Origin of the sequence: Dethiosulfovibrio russensis, from assembly GCF_021568855.1 — a bacterium.
Classification (GTDB): Bacteria; Synergistota; Synergistia; order Synergistales; family Dethiosulfovibrionaceae; genus Dethiosulfovibrio; species Dethiosulfovibrio russensis.
Genome location: NZ_JAKGUG010000007.1, coordinates 46,227 through 67,678 on the forward strand (window position 1 = coordinate 46,227; position 21,452 = coordinate 67,678).

The 21,452-nt window shown below is 56.1% G+C and carries 19 protein-coding genes and 2 riboswitches; of the genes, 6 read left to right on the forward strand and 13 right to left on the reverse strand.

What is annotated here, in order from left to right:
* Positions 1 to 27: 27 nt before the first annotated feature.
* Positions 28 to 1,305, reverse strand: coding sequence for an ArsB/NhaD family transporter (locus tag L2W48_RS08930; protein WP_236114981.1), 1,278 nt, complete (start codon positions 1,303 to 1,305; stop codon positions 28 to 30).
* A gap of 1 nt (position 1,306) precedes the next feature.
* Positions 1,307 to 1,861, reverse strand: a complete 555-nt coding sequence (locus L2W48_RS08935) for a hypothetical protein (protein ID WP_236099853.1) — start codon at positions 1,859 to 1,861, stop codon at positions 1,307 to 1,309.
* 218 nt (positions 1,862 to 2,079) lie between these two features.
* Here L2W48_RS08935 and L2W48_RS08940 point away from each other — a divergent pair, with 218 nt between their 5' ends.
* Positions 2,080 to 2,904, forward strand: a complete 825-nt coding sequence (locus L2W48_RS08940) for a carbon-nitrogen hydrolase family protein (RefSeq protein ID WP_236099854.1) — start codon at positions 2,080 to 2,082, stop codon at positions 2,902 to 2,904.
* A gap of 83 nt (positions 2,905 to 2,987) precedes the next feature.
* Here L2W48_RS08940 and L2W48_RS08945 read toward each other — a convergent pair whose 3' ends face one another.
* Complete coding sequence (locus L2W48_RS08945) at positions 2,988 to 3,950, reverse strand: TAXI family TRAP transporter solute-binding subunit (protein ID WP_236099855.1); 963 nt, start codon at positions 3,948 to 3,950, stop codon at positions 2,988 to 2,990.
* 193 nt (positions 3,951 to 4,143) lie between these two features.
* Between L2W48_RS08945 and L2W48_RS08950 the strand changes: the two genes are divergently transcribed.
* From L2W48_RS08950 to L2W48_RS08965, 4 genes are all read left to right on the forward strand, one after another.
* A complete protein-coding gene (locus tag L2W48_RS08950; protein ID WP_236099856.1) occupies positions 4,144 to 5,265 on the forward strand; it encodes a sodium ion-translocating decarboxylase subunit beta in 1,122 nt (373 codons plus the stop codon).
* 60 nt (positions 5,266 to 5,325) lie between these two features.
* Positions 5,326 to 5,485: riboswitch (cobalamin riboswitch) on the forward strand.
* A 145-nt stretch (positions 5,486 to 5,630) separates the two neighbouring features.
* The gene (locus L2W48_RS08955; RefSeq protein ID WP_236099857.1) at positions 5,631 to 7,787 is read left to right on the forward strand and encodes a hypothetical protein; all 2,157 of its coding nucleotides are present in this window, start codon (positions 5,631 to 5,633) and stop codon (positions 7,785 to 7,787) included.
* Positions 7,788 to 7,843: 56 nt separating this feature from the next.
* On the forward strand, positions 7,844 to 10,084 hold the full coding sequence (locus L2W48_RS08960; RefSeq protein WP_236099858.1) for a hypothetical protein: 2,241 nt from the start codon (positions 7,844 to 7,846) through the stop codon (positions 10,082 to 10,084).
* Positions 10,081 to 12,060, forward strand: coding sequence for a TonB-dependent receptor plug domain-containing protein (locus L2W48_RS08965; protein ID WP_236099859.1), 1,980 nt, complete (start codon positions 10,081 to 10,083; stop codon positions 12,058 to 12,060). The genes L2W48_RS08960 and L2W48_RS08965 overlap by 4 nt, the downstream gene beginning before the upstream one ends.
* 69 nt (positions 12,061 to 12,129) lie before the next feature.
* Here L2W48_RS08965 and metK read toward each other — a convergent pair whose 3' ends face one another.
* The 10 genes from metK to L2W48_RS09015 form a co-directional block, all read right to left on the reverse strand.
* Positions 12,130 to 13,329, reverse strand: coding sequence for a methionine adenosyltransferase (gene metK / locus L2W48_RS08970; protein ID WP_236099860.1), 1,200 nt, complete (start codon positions 13,327 to 13,329; stop codon positions 12,130 to 12,132).
* 95 nt (positions 13,330 to 13,424) lie between these two features.
* A riboswitch (SAM riboswitch) is annotated at positions 13,425 to 13,528 on the reverse strand.
* A 70-nt stretch (positions 13,529 to 13,598) separates the two neighbouring features.
* A complete protein-coding gene (locus tag L2W48_RS08975) occupies positions 13,599 to 13,931 on the reverse strand; it encodes a cupin domain-containing protein (RefSeq protein ID WP_005660407.1) in 333 nt (110 codons plus the stop codon).
* 18 nt (positions 13,932 to 13,949) lie between these two features.
* A complete protein-coding gene (locus L2W48_RS08980) occupies positions 13,950 to 14,705 on the reverse strand; it encodes an ATP-binding protein (RefSeq protein WP_236099861.1) in 756 nt (251 codons plus the stop codon).
* Positions 14,659 to 15,138, reverse strand: coding sequence for an RrF2 family transcriptional regulator (locus L2W48_RS08985; protein ID WP_236099862.1), 480 nt, complete (start codon positions 15,136 to 15,138; stop codon positions 14,659 to 14,661). Before L2W48_RS08985 ends, L2W48_RS08980 begins: the two co-directional genes overlap by 47 nt.
* 142 nt (positions 15,139 to 15,280) lie before the next feature.
* Complete coding sequence (locus tag L2W48_RS08990; protein ID WP_236099863.1) at positions 15,281 to 16,489, reverse strand: hypothetical protein; 1,209 nt, start codon at positions 16,487 to 16,489, stop codon at positions 15,281 to 15,283.
* Between the two features lie 36 nt (positions 16,490 to 16,525).
* Positions 16,526 to 17,005, reverse strand: a complete 480-nt coding sequence (locus tag L2W48_RS08995; protein WP_236099864.1) for a CsgG/HfaB family protein — start codon at positions 17,003 to 17,005, stop codon at positions 16,526 to 16,528.
* On the reverse strand, positions 17,005 to 17,598 hold the full coding sequence (locus L2W48_RS09000) for a hypothetical protein (protein ID WP_236099865.1): 594 nt from the start codon (positions 17,596 to 17,598) through the stop codon (positions 17,005 to 17,007). The genes L2W48_RS08995 and L2W48_RS09000 overlap by 1 nt, the downstream gene beginning before the upstream one ends.
* Positions 17,599 to 17,767: 169 nt before the next feature.
* A complete protein-coding gene (locus L2W48_RS09005) occupies positions 17,768 to 18,913 on the reverse strand; it encodes a tetratricopeptide repeat protein (protein WP_236099866.1) in 1,146 nt (381 codons plus the stop codon).
* Positions 18,914 to 18,916: 3 nt separating this feature from the next.
* Positions 18,917 to 19,621, reverse strand: coding sequence for a hypothetical protein (locus L2W48_RS09010; protein WP_236099867.1), 705 nt, complete (start codon positions 19,619 to 19,621; stop codon positions 18,917 to 18,919).
* Between the two features lie 18 nt (positions 19,622 to 19,639).
* Positions 19,640 to 20,458 carry a hypothetical protein gene (locus L2W48_RS09015; RefSeq protein ID WP_236099868.1) on the reverse strand — a complete coding sequence of 273 codons (819 nt, stop codon included), beginning with the start codon at positions 20,456 to 20,458 and terminating at the stop codon, positions 19,640 to 19,642.
* Between the two features lie 165 nt (positions 20,459 to 20,623).
* Between L2W48_RS09015 and L2W48_RS09020 the strand changes: the two genes are divergently transcribed.
* Positions 20,624 to 21,451, forward strand: coding sequence for a TP0624 family protein (locus L2W48_RS09020; protein WP_236099869.1), 828 nt, complete (start codon positions 20,624 to 20,626; stop codon positions 21,449 to 21,451).
* Position 21,452: the final 1 nt, after the last annotated feature.

Below are 21,452 nucleotides of genomic sequence, written 5' to 3' on the forward strand. Positions count from 1 at the left end.
GAACCGTTTTAGAAGGCAAGAAAGAGATTACAGATAGACGATCCAGAGATAGAAAGAGCACACCACCATGGAGACCAACATAACCGGGAACCCCACCTTCAAAAAGCCTCCGAAAGTTATCGGATGTTCCGTCCTGGAGACCATTCCCGCCACTATGACGTTGGCGCTGGCTCCGACCAGGCTGCCGTTGCCTCCCAGACAGGCCCCTAGTGCCAGAGCCCACCAGAGAGGGGTCACGTTCATGGCGGTAAGGGTTCCGATACTCTTTATGAGAGGTATCATGGTCGCCACGAAGGGGATGTTGTCTATAAAAGCAGATGCGAAGGCCGACACCCATAGGACCGTAAAGGTTGTCAACATGAGATCTCCCGAGGTGAGCTTGACCACCTCTCCGGCCAGGAACTCTATAACACCCAGTCCCTCCAGCGTCCCCACCAGAATGAAGAGCCCCACGAAGAAAAAGATGGTCCCCCACTCGACCTCAAGAAGCAGGTCCTCCGGGTTGACGTCGGCTATAACCATCAGTATGGCCGCTCCCGCCATGGCCACCGTGGCGGACTCGTAACCCAGCATCTGATGGAATACGAACCCCGCCATGACCAGTCCCAGCACGGTCAGACATTTGACCAGCAGACGATGGTCCGATATCTCCAGGTCCGGATTCATCGACATTATCTCCGCCTTGGCCTCCTCCTTGACCGTCAGATGGCGACCGTAGACGAAACGGCAGAAAACCAGCACCACCGCCAGGATTATCAAAGCCGGAGGGGCCAGGTTCTCCATGAAATCCAGGAATCCCAGGTCGGTGGCTCCGCCTATCATTATGTTGGGCGGGTCTCCTATCAGGGTAGCGGTGCCTCCTACGTTAGAGGCCAGTATCTCCGGCATCAAGAAGTAGATCGGGTTCAAAGCCAGGACATCGCATATGACCATGGTCACCGGAGCCACAAGCAAAACGGTGGTCACGTTGTCCAGGAAAGCGGAGGAGACGGCGGTAAGCAGCACGAACAGCACCATTATCCTCCATGGGTCGCCCTTGGCTATCTGGGCCGCCTTTATGGCCACGTACTGAAAGACGCCGGTCCTCTTGGTAACTGTGACTATCAGCATCATTCCCACCAACAGGGTTATAGTGTTGAAATCCACCGAGGCTATAGCCTCCTCCTGAGAGATCGCTCTCATCAAGAGCATCGCCGAGGCACCGGCCAGGGCCACGGAGATGCGGTTCAACTTCTCCGCCACTATGAGACCATAGGCAACGAGGAAGACCGTCACGGCGGCGACGATATGGAGATCGAGTGTCATCTCAATCATCCTCGCGATCTAGAGGAGCTTCCCTCTCTCGATCCAGACAGAAGGGCTCGGTGTCGAAGTAGACCCTCTCACTGTGATCTCTTATGGCATCGAACACACCGTGAAGGTGCTCCAGAGAACCCTTTATGGTGGCGATATCCTCCGGCTTGACGTCGTAGTAGAGACAGATCGAGTCCAGACGCCGAGCGAGAAAACGGAGATCCGAGTTCATATCGATCAGCTCTTTGAAGTGGCTGGACCGTGCCAGCTGCTTTATCTGGGCTATATCGTTCCTTATCGACTCGACCACGCACTTCTCCGAATCGAAGGTCCCGGCTGGCTGAGGATAGGGAGTTACTCTCTCCAGGAAAAACTGTCCCTTCCTGTTCAAATTGTAGACGTACTTAACCTTGATCCCTTCGACCTCGAACCTTATGTAACACAGGAAGGAGTTTATAACCTCTATCTTTGCCCCCATCTGTTTGAGCCTCATCTCCTGGGTGCTTAGCTCGGCCTTGAGATAGGGCCTAGGCCCTCTTTCCACTCTTCTAGAATGTCTTTCCGGCATCTTTCTTACCTCCCGATAAATGTAATTTCTGCCGGAGGGCCTAAGAGGTCGCGGCATGGTAAAAATCGAAAATCTTGATCGTCGATTCGACTGACTTTAAACGAGATTTCCGAGAACGGCAGGCAAGATACCACTGTACGATGCAGATGTCAATATGGATCCGCTTTGAATCCGGGCCACCATGGCTTACAATTATCGGGAAGGAGGCGATCTGAGAGATGAGACGCTATATAGTCGCGGCAGCCCAGATGGACAGTGGACCGGAAAAAGAGATCAACTTGATTCATATGGAGGCAATGATCGAAGAGGCGGGGAAACTTGGCGCATCCCTCATCGTCTTCCCTGAGACGTCCACCTTGCTGCCATCGTCGGGCATCGAAAAGGAGGAGGGGGCCGAACCGGTCCCCGGTCCATCCACCGACAGGCTCTCCAAGGCGGCACGGGAAGCCGGAATATGGGTCCACAGCGGGAGCCTCCTGGAGAGGTTCGAGGGTAACGAAAAATGCTACAACACCTCGGTTCTCATCTCCCCGAAGGGAGAGGTCACGGCTAAGTATAGAAAGATACACCTCTTCGACGTAAACGTCCATGACGGCCCCTCCGTCAGGGAGTCGGCCAGCTACGCTTCGGGAAACGAGATAGTCATGGCCGAGACCCCCCTTGGCAATATCGGCATGTCCATATGCTACGACCTTAGATTCCCCGAGCTGTACAGAATACTGGCCTTGAGGGGCGCACAGTTGCTGGTCGTCCCGGCCTGTTTCACCTCCGACACCGGCAAAGAACACTGGGAACCTCTTCTTCGAGCCAGAGCCATAGAAAACCTGTGCTACGTAGTGGCCCCCGGACAGGTCGGTTCGAAGCCCCGATACAGGGCCCACGGCAAATCGATGGTGGTGGATCCCTGGGGAACCGTTACGGCATGCCGGGCCTCCGGAGAGGGATTGGTCCTGGCCGAGGTGGACCTGGACAGACTCGAATCGCTGAGACACTCGGTGCCATGCCTTCAGAACAGACGCCCCGACGCCTACGACTGGCGGTAAAGACGACGGAAGACATTTAAAAAGGTGGGACCCGTAGCTACGGGTCCCACCTTCTCTATCGACGGATTATGGATCGAGATATATTACTTGAGATCCGGAACGGAGATTCCCGCTTCCTTGTAGAACTTGGCTGCTCCGGGATGGACCGGAACGGAGGCGCCGGCGGTGGCGGTATCGAGGGTAAAGAGCTTGCACTTGGAGTGGACCTTATGCATCTCCTCGACGTTCTCCCAGAAGGTCTTGGTGATCCTGTAGATAAGATCCTCGGGAAGATCGGCATCGCAGACCCACATGGCCATGACGGCGGGGGTGGGGGTATCGTGGTCGACGCCGTTATAGGTGCCGGCGGGGATGGAGCTCTTGACGAAGTAACTGAAGGTTTCGGTCAGCTCGCCCATGAACTCGTCGCTGAAGGAGACGAGATCGATGTCGTGAAGAGTGGCCAGGTCCATGATGGACGAGGTGGGATAACCGGCGGTCACGAAACCGACGTCCAGCTGTCCGTCCTTGAAGCGCTGGGTGGTGTTGTTAAAATCGAGGAAATCGGTGTTCATGTCGGCATACTTGATACCGGCAACCTGAAGGATGGCGGAGACGTCGCCCTGGACTCCCGAACCGGGGGCTCCCACGGAGACCCTCTTGCCCTTGATATCCATTATGTCCTTGACACCGGAGCCCTTGAGGGTTATGCACTGGATGTGCTCGGGATAGAGGGAGGCCACGAGACGGATGTTCTTGTAAGGAGTCTTGAACATACGCTCTCCGTTATAGGCCCAATAGGCCACGTCATTCTGCACGAAGGCCATCTCTATCTCGTGGGTTCCGATGAGATTGAGGTTGGCCACAGACGCGTTGCCCGTCTCTCCCGTCATTTGCACGTCCGGAAGATGGCGAGAGATAAGGTCGGCCAGTCCACCCCCAACGGGATAATAGGTTCCACCGGTTCCACCGGTCGCCAGGGACACGAAGGTCTTGGCGGATGCGGCACCCGCCACGGACATTACCAAAACGCCCACGACCATTAACGCTGTTAAAAACTTGCGCATTACACAACCTCCTTTAGGATATTATTTCCCCTTGCCGATTTTCCATCGGCGCCTCACGAATAATGGTATTCAAACCGATCTTAGTATAGTAAGAATGTTCCATCGGGTCAAGAAACTCTCCCCTGTATACTTGAACGGATCCCTTAGAGACTACCTGGTATATAATCGAGGTAAAAAAATAGGAGGTTATGATATGGGAACCATATTTCAGTCATTGAGCCAGTTCACACCGCAACAGGCAATAATGATGACAGTAGGACTTATACTGATCTATCTCTCCGTGGTCAAAAAGTACGAGCCGAACCTGCTGCTTCCCATGGGGTTCGGCACCATATTGGTGAACATACCTCTTTCCTCCGCCATCACACACATGGCGGGAGGGCAGATACAGCACGGTGCCCTCAGCCTGCTCTTCGACATGGGCATAGCCACCGAGCTGTTCCCCCTGCTGATCTTCATAGCCGTAGGGGCCATGATCGACTTCACCCCGCTGTTTCAGAACCCCGTGACATTTCTCTTCGGACTGAGCGCCCAGGCGGGCATTTTTCTCACCATGGGACTGGCCCTTCTCATAGGCTTCGACCTCAAGGAGGCCGCTTCCATAGGGATAATCGGGGCCGCCGACGGCCCCACGTCCATATACGTATCCGCCCGGTTCGCGCCTCATCTGCTGGGGCCCATATCGGTGGCAGCCTATTCCTACATGGCTATGGTGCCGGTGATACAGCCTCCGGTTATAAAACTCCTCACCAGCGAGGAAGAGAGACAGCTTCCCATGACATACTCGGCAAAGAGGGTATCGAGAGCGAAGAAGATAATATTTCCCATAGCGGTAACCATCGTGGCGGGGATGATAGCCCCTCCCTCGGCGGCGCTGATCGGTTTTCTGATGTTCGGGAACCTGCTGAGAGAGAGCGGCGTGGTCGACCGCCTGGCCAAGGGAGCCCAGAACGAGCTGGCGAACATAGTCACTATCCTTCTGGGGCTTGGGATATCGGCATCCATGACGGGGGAGAGATTCATACAGCCTCAGACCCTGCTGATACTGGCCATGGGCTTCATGGCCTTCGTGCTGGACACGGCGGTGGGGGTGCTCTCCGCGAAGGGTCTGAACCTCTTCCTGAAAGAAAAGATCAATCCCATGATCGGTGCCGCCGGGATCTCGGCCTTTCCCATGTCGGCCAGGACGGTTCAACAGCTGGCGGCGGAATCTCAGAAAGGCAACTTCATACTGATGCAGGCGGTAGGAGCCAACGTGTCGGGTCAGATAGGATCGGTGCTGGCAGGAGGGCTGCTGCTTGCATTTCTGGGATAGAGTGGACAGAAAGGATCCAAAGGTATATCATTGCACCGGATTACATAGTTTGTAGAAAAAACGAATAAAAGAAAAAACCGTTTGGAAGCCGGTGAAAATCCGGCACAGCCCCGCTGCGGTGAGGATGACGAGACGAAAAAAACGCCACTGGGACCCCCTGGGAAGGCTTTCGTCGAGTATGAATCCAAGTCCGAATACTCTCGGTTTTTTCGTTGCTTTTGTGTCGTCCTCGAGGGCCAGGACGGCGCATTTTTCGTGGGGCGACGGCCTTGTGGTCGTCGCTCCACTGTGGAAAGGGGGAAAGCGTAAACCTTTGGAGAGGCCCTCATGAAAGCTAAAACGGCAAATACGAGGAGGTCTTTTCATTGCGTTTTAAGCGCGTCGCTCTGTTTTCAATGACCCTGGCAGCAGCTCTGTCGATCTATATAGCCGGATCGGCTTCGGCCTACTGCCCTTTCGCAACCGAGGTAACCTACAGCAACGGATACACCTCGATCAATCTCTACCAGGACCCATCCGCGGTGTTGGGGAAACCCCACGCTCTCAATCCTTCCTGGGGGCCCTGCCCGGCCGGACCGGTATCGATGGTAGAGCCCTCTTTCGGCACCGATCCCATCACCAAGGCGAACAAGATAACCACCATAAGAGACGGCCAGGAAATAGTCGTGACCTTCGACCATCCCGTGGTTGACGACCCGGCCAACCCCTACGGCATCGACTTCGTCGTCTTCGGTAATCCTATGTTCATCTACGGAGGATACGCCAACATACCCTACACCACTCCAATAAAGTATCCCACAAGCGTCTTCGCCGAACCGGTAACGGTCTCGGTGAGTCCTGACGGAGTCACTTGGTACACCTACGAGGGGGGTCCCTACGGCGACGACTTATTCCCGACCCAGGCCGTCAGGATGAGGGAGGATAATTCCTTCCGGGACGACGACGGAAGATTTTGGGAGAAGGACTTCACCAAACCGGTGGATCCATCCCTCACCGTGGACGATTTCGGCGGCATCACGGTCTACGAGGCCGACAATAAATACGGCGTGTCCGCCGGGGGAACCGGTTTCGACCTTGAGGAGAGCGGATTTACCGAGATAAAGTACGTAAGGCTTACGTCCAGCGGCGGAGAGATAGACGCCATAGCGGACGTCGATCCTGCTCTCGAGGAAACCTACGTGATCCCTGCCGGAACCGCCTCGGTCGATCTGGATCCCTCTTCTTTATCTCTGAAGTGGAACGCTCCGAAGGCCACCGGGGACGTCACCTATCACCTCAACCTGTACGGAAACGGCAGCCATCCGGATATCTCCACAGACATCGTCGGATCCGACTTCGTCGAAACCGTCTTCAAAAACCTCGACGGGCATCAGGGCTACAGGCTTTACATCGGGGCGGACTACACCGACGCCAGCGGAGAGAAGGTCAAGAAAGCGGGTCTTTGGCAGTTCTACACGAAGAACAGGACCCCCAGGATAATCGAGGTAATTCCCGGTGACGGCAAAAAATACGTCCCCATCGACTCCAGAATAGGGGTTAAAGCCGAGGATCCCGACGAAGACGTGATCAAATCCGTTCTGTTCTGCGTGTGGAAAGGAAGGGTCACCGACGATAGGGATCCCGACTTCACGTTCACAGAAGAGTCCTCCGCTACCGTAGATACGACTCTACCCCTGTCGAACGACATCGCAGAGGTCTTGCCGGATACTACATATACCTGGCGGATAGTTCTTTCCGACGATCAGGGGGGATCTATCTCCAGCCCCAGGTATACCTTCACCACCGCACCGAAAGGCTTCTCCAGAGAGGAGATAAAGGTCTCCGGAGACGTGGATGTTTTCAACGGAATAGACACGATATCCACACAGGAGTTGTCGCTGCTGAAAGAGGCTCTGTCCTGCGATATCAACCTCATGAAGGAAACTGTATCTGTCGACGCGACGGAGATAGATACGGCATCCACCGGCATCGAGAAACTCGTTTCCGCCGACGCGATTCTCGAAAATGCGCTCTCCTTCGAAATGCCTCTCAGCGGAGATGCCGACTCCGCCATACTGCCCCTGACGGTGACGTTCGACGAGGAGGACTTCACGGCCTTGAGCCTGGATGTTTCCGCCATATCGTCCGACGTCTTGCTGGAACATGTACACATAGTCAAATCGATCGGATCGAAAGCATTCGACCTGGTGAAACTGGCAGGAGACGACGTCAACAACATCTTCAACGTAACTCCGATTCCGAACTCGAACTCCTATTCGGTCGAGTTCTCCATGCTGATAATGGACAGCGAAACCTCTAAAGTAGAGATCGTAGACATGGACGACCACGGCTATATCGCCGTTTGGGACGGCAAGAAGGACGGCAAATTAAGCGACCCCATAACCGCTTACAGCCCAAAATCGTCCGAAACCCCTTCCGATCCCAGCGGAGGTTCCGGCGATAGCTCCGGAGGCTGTTCGGTCTCCAACGCTCCGATGGCACTGATGCTTCTCCTTCCCCTGTTGGGATTGATGAAGAGATAACGACGAGGGGGCCGGGAGTTTCCCGGTCCCCTTCTTCGAATAGAGGAGGAGTTATCTTGAAGAGACTTCGTTTTTTCGCGGCCTCCGTCCTGACATCGATCTTATTGCTTTCCGGTTCCGCATGGGGGGCCCTTCCCGATATCGTATACCACACGATGGACTTTCCCAACGGAGCCATGGGGGTACTGAGCGACATAGATTCGGAAGGACGAGGCGGCACGGGAGACATAGTGAGGGTAAACGTCTACGGCGACGCCGTTCTCTACGGATATCGTCACGACGAAGAGGACAAAATACTTCTTGTAGAACATTCGGGTTACGGCCTAGGTAAGGATATAACCTACATCTTCTCTCCGGGAAAATGGGATTCACCCAGAAGCCTGACCGAGGAGGAATCCTTTTCATGGGATATGAGAGGACTCGACTTCGACGACAGTTACTTCTACGTGGCCAATCTGATGCAGGGGAGGATAACGAAGGTCAGGATCGACGACCTGAAGGTCATGGATGTCAGTTTCGACATGGGCTCTTTCGACACGGGAGAGAGTTTCGACGACCAGTTCGGCCATCTGGCCGAGGACGTCATATTGGCCCCGGACGGTTTTCTATACGCCATGGATCAAACCTACGAAAGCTACCCGCTGGAACTGGGAAGCGGGACGGTTTTCAAGATAGACCCGACCACCATGAAGGCGGTGGACTGGGCCAAGGTAGGGGCCAGTCCGTGGGACATGGCCTATCACGACGGTTACGTCTACGTCTCCTGTTTCGGAGGCTCCATGTTCACAAACGGCTACAAGGAGACCGACCGTCCCCTGATTCAGAGGATCCCCGTATCATCGATGAGGGGAGCCACTCAGAACATAGCGGGGAAAGACATAATAAACTCGGAGAACGACATGAACGGCTATATGCTGTTGGAAATAGGAAGCGACGGAACCATATACATAACGAGCTACCAGATAAAGGACCCTTTCTCCTCCAGGGTCTATATAGGCAACGTCGACACACTGTCATCCGAGCCTACATTCGATTCCTCCACGCTGAAAAAGGTAGCCACCTTCGCCGGATGGAGTCGAGCCAGTCTAATGGACAGAACGAGGAACCTGTGCTGGATATCCGACTCCGGAACGAGCAGAAACGACGCTAAACTGGTGGCCTTCGACTCCACTGGAATCGTAGAATCCTACGAGGGGTCCTCTCTGGGAGGCTACCCGAACATGCTCGCCCTGACAGGCAAAAACGAGAAACCCGATTCATCGAGTAACGAACCTCCATCGGCTCCCCTGCTATCGACTCCTCCAAACTGCGCGGCAATGCCTCCGAACGAGACGGATCTATCTTGGGAGAGATCTACCGATCCCGACGGTGATTCACTACTATACCGGATATACCTCGCCCCCGACAGCGATGACCTGACGTACATAGCCACGGTCGCGGGAACTTCCTTCAAGCCCAAGCTTAAAAGTTCCTCCCCATATCGGTGGACCATAGTGGCGGACGACGAAAAGGGCGGTCGGACGAGCTCGAAAACAGGCAAATTCACCACAACCGGCTACTCCGATCCGCTATTTCCGTCCGTTCCGGAGGACCGTTACGAAGATTCCGGGATAGCCCTGCTCAGGACAAAGGGCGGTGTAATCGACGACGACCTGCTAGAAGATCACCGTACTCTATCGTCCTCGGATATAACGTCCTTGAAGGTCCTATCGCTGGATATACCTTCCATCTCCGGAAACGAACTCGTTATCGACACCACCACGACGGGAGGGTGCTACGGCATCGTGGAGATAGCCATCACAGCCGATTCGTCGGATCTATCGGCATGGGACGGCCTATTCGAAAAACTGACTGCCCCGGCGTCGGACCAGAACGCCATGAGGCATCGAATAGTCTCCCGTATGTCTCCAATAATTTCCATACAGGGAAAGACTATCGATCCGACCTCGAACATGTCCGAATCTCAGAAGGAACTGGCCATCGAAGCCTATCCCTGTGGAAACAGAATACTTATGTCCTTCTCGATAATAGTCGTCGACGATGACGACTTCGCCGAACCGAGAACCGCCGTCGACTCGTCGGGCAACAGATATTTCGTGATCTCCGACGGAGATCGCGACGGGAAACTCAAGCTCAGCCTGGGACTCGGGGTCCTGGAGGAAAAAGACGACGAGACGCCGTCGAACTATTCTTTCCCCAGTTCGACGGGATGCGAGGTAGGATCTATGGGAATAGGTTCCCTGTCCTTGTTGCTCCCGGTCCTGATAGGACTTTTAAGGAGATCGTCAAAACGATGAGACAGAAAACAGCGATCAGTCTCATCCCCATGCTGGCAGCGGCCGTTATAGCCTCATCTACCGAGACGAGCGCCATGGACATAGCACCCGTCACCGTCACAGCCTCCTATCTGGAGGACTTCCAGGAGCTCTCTCCCGGAACGATATCGGTGATACGTCCGGACGAGACCAAAGGGGAATTCAAGACCCTCCCGGACCTGCTGAGACAGTCGGTGGGGGTTCACATAACGGAAATACAGGGACACGGAGGCTACACTGTCGCGTCCATAAGAGGAAGCACATCCTCACAGGTGGCGGTCTACGTGGACAACGTGCTTATGAACAGCGCAAGCGAACCTACGGTAGACCTTTCCACCGTTCCGATAGAGAACGTCGAGAGGATAGAGATATACAGAGGACATATCCCCGCCAGATTCGGAGTCTCCGGCATGGGCGCCGTCATAAACATCGTCACGAAGGCCCCCTCCAAATCGGAGAACTCCGTGATGATCGGGGCCGGTTCTTTGGGGTTGGAGAAATGGTCCTCCAGAACAGTTTTTCCCACCGGATCTGGAACCTCTCTGTTCACCACGGAGCTGGAGGGCTACGACGGCGATTTTTCCTTTCACAATACCAGAGGGACCGCCAACGGAAAGGACGATTACGAGGCCAAGAGACAGTTCAACAGCTACACCTTCGAGGATCTGATGTATAAATGGGCCGACGACGACTGGACCTTTAAAACCCACTACTATCACAAAAACAGGGACGTTCCATACTCGGCCAGACTGAATAACGACGTCATCGAAAACGGGACCCTATACGGCAGGCGAAGACAGGACATATCGAAAAAGGAGATCTCCATCGCCAGAGACCTGCAGATGGGGAGTTTCGACGGAGACGTCTATCTTCTCTACATGGACGAATCCAAGGAATTCAAGGATCCTACCGGGACCAGAAGAGGAAACATGCCCAGCTGGAGCGACTTCGACTCCTCCAGAATAGAGGGAGGAATACAGCTCAACCGCTGGATAGGAGAATCTCAGCAGCTGAGTTTCTATGGAAACTGGGCCTTCGAGGACCACGATGTCGCCGGCGACGGGGGATACTCCATCTACAACATCGAGCACTACAGCCGACACAGTCTGAAACTGACACTGGAGGACACTATCTTCCCCTTCGAGGGAACGGATATTCAGATCGTGCCCATGATACGTTACAACAAAGTCGGCGAAGATGACGGTTGGAGCTGGTCTCTTGCCGGGTCCTATCCTCTATCGGGAGGATGGAATATCAAGTCCTCCATAGGACATTATTTCAGAAGTCCCAGCTTCTACGAGATCTTCGGAGACGGGGTCTATATCGTACCCAACGACTCAATAAAAGCCGAGGAAGGAGATCAGTGGGACCTGGGGCTCCGCTGGAACGGAAATATCGGATCGGTAAAAACCGAGGCCGGTATAACCTATTTCCACAGTAAAACCGAGGATCTGATAGTTTTCGTCGACAAGGGGCCGTTTCAGGGAAAATACGAGAACATAGACGACGCCGAGGTAGACGGGATAGAGGCGGAGATAAACGCGAAATGGGACAAGAGCTCCCTCTCCATCGGTTATACCTACATGGACAGCACCAACCTGGCGGTCAACGAGCAATACAGAGACAATCCTTTGCCGAACAGGCCGGAGCATGCCTGGCACCTTCGGTTTCAGCAGGGATTCGGCGAAAGTTTAACAGGATTTGCCGAGGTCTCCTATATCTCGGATAACTATCTCGACCAGCTCGGAGAGGTGGTCTGGAGCGATTACAGCAAGGTAGACCTCGGAGGTAAGTGGCGTATCGAAGAGGACCTATTGCTTTCCATGGGAGTTAACGACGTTTTCGACACTACGAAGAATATCCATTCCTACGGAGTCTCTCTGCCGGGGACCACCCTGACGCCGCAATATCCTCTGGAAGGAAGGACCTTCTATCTGTCGATCATATGGGATATTTAGATAAAGTAGGCCTCGTCTACATAGACGAGGCCTACTTTATAAGCTGTTTACACGGCTATTACGTTAAAGTCAAAACCCGGCTTCGGCCTTGAGGGCCGCCGCCCGATCCAGTCTCTCCCAGGCGGGAACGGGGGTAAGATCGATACGCCCCATATGGCCGTAGGCGGCCAGGCGACGGTACTGAGGCTTTCTGAGCTCCAGGTCCCTTATCATGGCGGCGGGACGGAAGTCGAAATACTTTCGGACCAACGACACCAGGAGATCGTTCGAGACCTTTCCGGTACCGAAGGTCTCCACGAAAACCGACACGGGGTGGGCCACCCCTATGGCGTAGGCAACCTGTATCTGACACTTGGAGGCCAGACCGGCCGCCACGACGTTCTTGGCAGCGTACCTAGCCATGTAGGCTCCGGAACGGTCCACCTTGGTCGGGTCCTTTCCGGAGAAAGCCCCTCCGCCGTGGGGGACCATGCCGCCGTAGGTATCCACGATGATCTTACGTCCAGTCAGTCCCGAATCGGCCATGGGGCCGCCCTTGACGAAACGTCCCGTCGGGTTGACCAGAATCCGCAGGTCTCCCTTGAGGAGTTCCTTCGGAAGGATCGGATCTATGACCTTCTCGGTGAGGTCCTCACGGATATCCCTGAGGGAGACGTCCGGGCTATGCTGGGCCGACACAACGACGGTATCCACCCTCACCGCCCTGTCCCCATCGTATTCCAGTGTGACCTGGGTCTTGCCGTCGGGACGAAGGTATTCGACGGAACCGTCCTTCCTTACCTTGGAGAGCCTTCTGGAGAGCCTCTGAGCCAAGGCGAAGGGCATGGGCAGGAACTCGTCGGTCTCGTCGGTGGCGTAGCCTATCATCATGCCCTGATCTCCGGCTCCTATGCCATTGATCTGCTCCTCCGTCATGTCTCCCTCGCGGAGCTCCAGGGCCCTGTCCACTCCCATGGCTATATCGGCGGACTGTTCGTCTATGGCGGTCAAAACCGCGCAGGTCTCGCCGTCGAAACCGTACTTGGCCCTGGTATAGCCTATCTCCTTGACTATCTCCCTGGCTATCCTGGGAATGTCCACGTAGGTGCTGGTGGTTATCTCTCCTGCCACCTGGACCAGGCCGGTGGTCACAAGGGTCTCGCAGGCAACCCTCCCCATGGGATCCTCCGAAAGGATGGCGTCCAGTATTCCATCGGATATCTGGTCCGCCACCTTGTCGGGATGGCCTTCGGTGACTGACTCGGAAGAGATTAAAAGTTTTTCGCTCATGCAATGATACCTCCACAGGGTATAGTATTCCGGGCCGAAAAAAACGGGACCCGTCCGTAGAGGAAGGGTCCCGCCTTAATCCTTAGGTGTCCTTCCTCTTATCACTCGACCTGTCGGTCGCTGGTGTTGGCACCTCACACCCTTACGGGCAGGTTGCCGGGCTTCATCGGGCCAGTCCCTCCGCCTCTCTCGATAAGAGTTCGATTGTACGATCCGAGATTATACCCTATGGGAACCGTATGTCAAGAAATCCTTTAAGGAGAATCGCTTCATCCTCTGACCATCGTCAACACCATTATCGACGGCTCCATCGCTTCCACCGAGTGGGGAACGTCGGCCGGCATCATAAGCCATTCCCCTGCCTTCACACTGTGGGGAACGCCTCCGACCTTTATCTCCATCGCTCCCTGGATCATCTGGACCAAGGCATCGTAGGGAGCGGAGTGCTCGCTGAGAGCCTGCCCTCCGTCGAAAGCGAAGGCCGTCACGGTCCCCTCCGGTCTATCTATCACGGTTCGGCTCACCACCGAACCGTCCTGAACCTTCACCAGATCTTCCATGCGAAAAGGACCTTTATCTCCTCCGTAGCTTTCGTAAGACATAGAGATCTCCTCCTTCCGTCAACTGGAGAATCTGTAGCGGGTGCTCTCCCGCTCCAGCTCTCCTCCCTCTATGGCGATCTTGACCCTTGTGTAGTCCAGGTCCGCCTTGGCCTCCTCTATGGCCGACTCGACCAGCCTCACCATGCCGCCGCAACATGGAACCTCCATGTGGATAACCGTCACGGCCTTGGGACTATGGGCCGCCATGATCCTGGCGAGCTTGTCCCTGTACGCCCCGGCGTCGTCCAGCTTGGGACAGCCCATGAGGCACACCTTTCCGTCACCCAGGAAGGAACGGTGAAAGTCGGGATGGGCCATAGCGCTACAGTCGGCGGCTATAACCAGATGGGAACCCGACAGATAGGGCGCGTTCTCCGGTATGAGACTTAGCTGCACCGGCCAGTTTCGTAAGGCCGATTCTCTCTTTACCGCTCCCTCCGGTTTTCCGAGAGGGGGCTCTTTTCGATCGGCGGCATCTCCCCCCATGGATCGAGCCATTGTCCCCGGGCACCCGGAGGAACAGGCCGAGGCCATGTTCTTCTTGACGGCCTCCTCGTCGTAGGGAGAGGCCTCACGCTCCTCGAAGGTAATCGCCCCTCTGGGACACTCGCCTATGCAGTCTCCCAGGCCGTCGCAGTAGCTCTCGCTGACCAGTTCGGCCTTGCCGTCGATCATCCTTATGGCTCCCTCGTGGCAAGCCTCGACGCAAAGCCCGCAGCCGTCGCACTTATCCTTGTCTATGGTTATTATCCTGCGCATTATCTTGGCTTCCATCTATCCAACCCCTCCCGGACGTTTCGTCTTCAAATCCAACCAGGTCCCCCAGGCTCCTGGATTTCAGGTGATCGGTGAATTCCTCGTAGACCCTGTCGGGGAAGTCCCCGAACATACATTCCCTGAATGGACATCTGCTGAGCCCCAAAACGCAACTTTTAGGCCTTAGATCCCCCTCTATGGCACGATAGACGGCGTATAGCGGTATTTCCGAAGGTTTCTTCAACAGCTCGAACCCTCCGGCGGGACCTCGAACAGACTCAACCAAACCGGCTCTCACCAGCCTCTGAAAAACCTTTGCCATATGGGCTTCGGACGCCTCGACCGCCTCGGCCATCTCCCTTACCCTCATGCGCTTTCCCGCCAGAGCGAGGATCCCCATCCCATGAAGGGCAAGGGAGACCGCCTCCGAAACCTGAAAGATGCCGCTCATCCCATCTCCTCCCACTATTTCGGAAAAAGAATACCTGAATACCCGAATATCCGCAAGGGAAGATACCCGCGTAAAAAAGCATGGATATCCGTCCAGTCAAAAGACAAGCGGGAGGATATTAAATCCTCCCGCTCTATAAAGGTCAGTGACAACCGCAATCTCCACCACCGCCGCCGCTACCTCCGCCTTCACCGCCGCCCCCTCCTGTATCGGTGGGCTCGTGATAGGTCGGCTTGGCGCCTAGATGTTCTAGGAAATCCTTTCTCTTGTCTTCATCCAGATAACCGGCGAGTTCCTCAGGGGTCATATGACCTATATCGGTTGTCCCGATAATCTCGTTGCCCGTGACGCCTATGACGTTCACCACGACCTCGGGACCGCTCCCGGAGGTAACTATGCCTATGACGGCAGTCCCCTGGTTTATCCTGGTCAGTCCCTGATCGAGTCCCGACGCTCCGGAGCCGCCGTTTATCGTCGCCATATCGTTGGCGAAGGAGACCGCCGCTCCTACGTTTCCTACCGTGTAGATGGCCACAGCACCGAGAGCTCCGGCAGTTGTCGCAGGAGCGGCCACAACTAGACCTACTCCGACTCCTACGATCGTAGCGGTGAACTTGGTCCCGGCCATTATAGTGGCCCAGTTCTTCTGCCCCACCACGTTACCTATCCGATGATGGGCGTAGCCGACGGCTCCGGTGACCTTGCCGACGCCGCTCTTGATAGCCCCTCCTACCTTAGAGGCGAAGTCGCTTATGGCCCGACCTCCAGCCTGAAGCTTACCCATAGCGTCGCTGAAGGCCTGCTCCATTCCTCTGCCTATTTTTCCCAATTCCTGGTTCACGACGTCCTGAGGAGTAACGCCCTGCCATGCCAGGGCGGGCATCGCTCCCAGAAACTCCTCCATGGCGGCCAGACGATCCTCCGGCCCGAAGCGGCCCTCCCAGGTCATCATGACGAGCTTAGCCGAATCCTCCAGCTTCTTGCCCGCCTTCTCCATGGACTCCATACACTCCTGGGCGTAGATGAGTTTGGCTCGAATCTCCGCTCCCGAAACGTCCCGTCCCTCGAGATCGACGAGCTTGTTAAGGGCATCCTTGGCCTGGAGACCGGTGAGCCTGGCCAACTCGGCTGCATCGGCCAGGCGGTTCTTCTCCGCCGCCGGAAGATCCAGCAGTGCGGGACCATTCGTACCATTAGCGGACGCATTGGGAGCGGTGACGCCACCTCCAGTGGCTGGACGGCTGACGGAGGCACCGCTCCCACCGGATGTGGTTATGGTAACCGCATCGAGGGCCGGGGCAACCACTAAAATCAGGGCGAACAAGATCAAGAGTAAAAGGCACCTTTTCATTAAAAAACACCTCCCTCTAAAATAGGGGTTTATCGATCAGGATCCGGTCAGGGCGATCTTTACGTCCTCGGCCAGATAGGAGGCCGCCTCGGGCAGGCCCTCCTGGCCGGTATCGGAGGAGGCTGAAAAGCTCTCTATTACCTCGCCGGACTCGACGTCCACCAACCTGGAATCCAGCGATATTTCCCCTCCCAGCGAGTTGACCGACCCGACCAGGACGTACCTGGCACCGACGATCCTGCCTACCTTCGCCGCCGTTTCCGGGTCCACCAGGCCGGACATACCTATCCTCTGTTCCCCCGCCGCCTTGACGATGTGGTTTCGATCCACCACCACCAGGGTTATCTCCGGAACGGTGGAAAGCTCGTTTCTCACTATGTCGCTGACGGCGGCTCCTAGGTGTAATGGGACCCCGTTCGTGTCGAAATCCGCCACCGCCATGGCGAATTCGGCAAAGACGGGAGACGATATGGCGGCGGCTGCGATAAGGGCCGCCGCCGCGGATCTCCATCTCACTAGGCAAAAAGCCTCTTAAACCAGATCATTGCGGTGGCGGTGATCTCGGCGGTCATATTCTCCACCGCCTCTCTGAGACCCTCTATCTTTCCGTCGACCATGATCTTCCCAGAGGAGAACGAAAGTTCCTTGAGTATGGACAGTGCCTGTTCGGCCCTGTCGCTGTTCTTGTAGGCCTGAGCCTCGTGAAATTTAAGAACATAGGAAAGCTTGGTCCTGCTGACCAGGGTTCCCTCGGAATCTCTCACCAACAGACGATCCAGTGTAGAGTCCTTCTCCACAGCCGCCTGAACCTCCTTAACGTCCTCGGCCTTTCCCCTCTTGCCTGCCTCTCCGGCGAAAAGGGCGGCCGCCAGGGTGCGGACCTTCTCCCTGTCTCCTAACAGATCCGTCACCGCATCGTAACGGGTCTTTAATATATCCATTATGACGGCCTTGCCCTTATCGTAGTCGCCGTCCTTGAAGTAACAACGACACATGAGGTACATCACGCCGCCCTTCTCGGCCTCGTCCATACCGTCCAGATCCCTCTTCGCGACCGCCATAAAACGACCACAGTCGCCGTCCTTGAGATACTGCACCGCCGCAGCCATAACTCTCTTGGTAGCGACGGACGAGCGGGAGGATCCACCCTCTCCTCCACCGGAGGAGCCTCCTCCTTCGCTTCAGCCGAAGGCGCAGCTTACTATGAACAACGCCGACAACAGAGCCAAAATCACCGAAAACGTCCTCTTCATAACGATCTCCCCTCTCCATATCCACTCATCTCAAGAGTTCCTCCAACTTTTCAGCCAACCTTCGGTCCAGAACCCTCAGGGTCTCCAACTGGCCCCGGGCCCCTTTATCGTCTCCATCCAGAGCCATGGTAGTTCCCAGTAGAAAACGGGCCCCCGGATCGGTGCCGTCCAGCTCCACCGCCCTGGCCAGGACCTTGCGGGCCAGGTCCAGCTGGGCAGCCTCGAGCAACATCTGCCCCATGGCGACGTAGGCCCCCTGATAACCGGGGTCTTTGCCTATGGCGATGGAAAAATACTCCATCGCGTCCTCCAGGCGGCCTCTGTTCTTGTATGCCTGACCTATTAGAAAATAGGGTTCGGCCAACTCCGGCCGGAGCTCTACCGCCTTCTCCAGATAATCGGTGGCCTCGTAGTCCTTCCCCCTCATGAAGAGGCTCTTCCCCGCCAACAGCCAGGCCTCGGCGAAACCGGGATCGAAAACCACCGCCTCCTTCGCCGACAGTTCAGCGTCTCTAAATCTCTCGCGGCTGTAGTACATCGCCGCCACTATAAAACGCAGCGTCGGATTCTTGGGACTCATTTCCACCATCTTGTCCCAGTACCTTATGGACCGACCGTAGTCCCCCTGGTTATAGAAAGCCATCGCCTCGTACAGATAGCTCCTGTAGTCGTCCATGGCGCTTCCGGTAGGGGCCGGTCCCGTAAGGGAGGACAACACGTCGGCTGCGAGGGTGCGAACCGCCAGGGTCACGCCCTTTTCTCCCTCGTCGGTCATGGATTGATAGGCCGCCACGACAGTGCGGCGTTCGACGTCCATCAGCCTGGCCGTCAATATGGTGAGCACCCCGAAGTGACTCACTGCCCCCTGCACGTAGTACTTGGCCCCGACTATCCGTCCGATCTCGACCGTGCTCTCCTGGCTCACCATTCCGGACATGGCGATTTTCTGCTGTCTGGCCACCTGATCCAGCTGGCCCCTCTCAACCAATCGAAAGGCCCTGTTACCGGCCAGCCTGGAATAGAGCATCTCCACCACCGACTGACCTACGGAGTAGCTGGCTCCCCTGGCGTTGAAATCCCCTATCGCCACCGTCATAGGGGCGGAAAAGGCAGCAGTTTCGAACAATCCGACCGTGACGGCTACCGCAGCGAGACGGACGAAAAAGCCCATGCCCTAGCGATCCCTCTCGAACCAACGATGTTTCATGGCATCGTAGGTATGGATCTTATAGGCCGTCACGACCCGAACCTCCCTATCCAGGACGACTGCGGCCTGAACCCCCTGGATCGGACGGACGTCCCAACGGTGCATGGTCATGTCGTAGACGCAGACCTCCTGCGAATCCCAGCATACAGCCAGGTTGTCGCCGAGAGTTCCGTCGAAGACGGCCTCGGCGTTGTCCATGGCGGCGGTCTGCCAGTTGCCCAGCACCGAGTCGTAGACCATGAACTCGTTGCTCGTCATGGCCAAGGCCATCTTTCTCGACAAAAGGGCGGTCCTGATGGCGTTCTGGGTTGGCGGACCGACCACCCAGCCTGGCTTGGACGAGTCGAATACGGCGACGCCTCCAGGCTGCCAGACCACCGCGAAACCGTCGGTCAGGAGGGCGGAGGTAGCGGAAAAGCCGTCCAGCGGTATCCACTGATGGATCTTTACGTCGTAGGCCAGAACCTCCCTATCGCTCCAGACTACCGCCAGATCGTTGTGGGTCTTCCAGCCCGCCACGGAAAAATCGTTCAACACCGAGTGCTCTCCCAGCCCAGGATCGTACAGTTTAACGGTGTTCTTGGTGACGAAAAGCTGAACCTCCCCAAAAGCCGAGACTGCCAGGGACAAAAACAACGCTACGGCCAAAGCCAAGACAGATATTCTTCTCATTGAAATCCCTCCTGTTCCTCACTCGAAATGTAACCTCAGGGAACCGGGGGTCTTGGAATCCACCACCAGTCCTTGAAATGACGATACCAATCTGTCCGCCAAAGATCCGACGTCTCCGGCGTACTCCACCGTGAAGGACGCCGTCCCGATTCCCGATCCCAGGGAGGCCGATAGCACTCCGGGGATCTTTTCCAGATCCTGCCTGAACGACTCGGCTCCGACCAGACCGGCCAATCCCGATACGAACAGAGAGAACCTTTTTCCCTTTACCTCCGGCTTGACCTCCGTGACGGGCTCTCCGTCTCCTAGAGCGGCGGCCATCCTTCCGGAAGCAACTATTAGGGCCTTGGAGGACGCTTCCTGAGCGGTATAGCCGACCTCCTTTCCCACTATGCTGTCGGAGAAAAGATACTTGCCGTCCCTGGCCCTGTAGGCCTGGAGGGATATGGTCACCGTGCCGGTGTACAGGCCGAACTCGTTCACCACAGGCTTGTGTCCCTCGGCAGTACCTCTGACGTAATAGCTGACACCGTACTTTCTCGCCAGGGCCATGATGGCCTCCACGTCTCCCTCCAGGGCCAGTCTCGCCGCCTCGCTGCGCTCCAGGGCATCCAGACGATCCTTGTCCACCACGGGATATCCTCGGCGGACCAGCTCCCTTATCACCGCCGCTCCTGCCGCGGTAAGATCGGCCTTACCCAGATCTCCTTTTCCCCTTAAGACCACGGCGACCCTCCCGTTTTTGGGAAGGGCCGCATGGACGAAAGAGGTGCACGTCAGAGAGAGGATAAAGGCGACCAGGACAACTGAAAACCTACGTCCCCATGTTCTGGCCATGAAACCACCTCCCGTGAAAAAAAACGGTTTTCTTTCAGCATATCACAGAGCGAAAAAAGGGCAAGGGAGGAAGAGATACTTGCCTCTATCTTCAGACGAGTCTACACTTATAATGAGGGGTATCGGAGAAAATCGAGAACGATAAGGGAAAGGGAGGTATCTGTCATGATCAGAAAGATGATGCTGGTCGCCATGGTCCTAGCCACCATAGCCTCGTCTGCGGCGGCGCGGGAACCGATAGTTCAACAGGGACAAAACGCGACGCTTGACTGGAGCGGAGACTACGTGGAGGCCATCGGACAGGCCGTGGCACCTACCGGCAAGGAAGGGTCGGCACAGGGCAAGCTCCTCGCCAAGAGGGGCGCGGTTGTGGACCTTCAGAGGAACCTGCTCGAATTCGTGAAAGGAGTCAGGATAAGTTCGGAGACCACCATGGAGAACTTCATGGCCGACGACAGGGTCGTATCCTCAGTGACAGGGTTTATAAAGAACGTTGCTGTCACCGACTCGGAATGGGACGGCGAGATATACACCGTCACGGGCAGGCTCCCTTTGAAGGAGATACGGACCGCCGCCCTGCCGGTGATACAGGAGAAGGCGGCGGAGGAGAAGAGACAGAAGAAGGTCCCCAAGCCTCAGCCCCGCCCCAAGGTCAGAAGCGGAGGGACCGGCCTGGTGCTGGACTGCCGAAACCTGCCTTTGATCCCCTCCGTGACGTTCAGGATACTGTCGCCGTCGGGCAAGGAGGTGTACGGATTCGACCTGGTGGACATGGAGCGCTTTCTGGCCTCGGGGCTCTGCGACTATCAGAGCAACATGAACTGGGCCAAGGGGCAACCCAGGGTCTCGGACAGTCCGATAACGATAAAACCCCTAAGGACAGAGGGGCCCGAAAACGTGGACATAGTGGTCAGCGAGGCCGACGCCGCCAGGATTGCCGCCCTGCCGGACCACGTCATAAAGAGGTGTCGTGTTTCCGTGGTCAAGAGGTAGG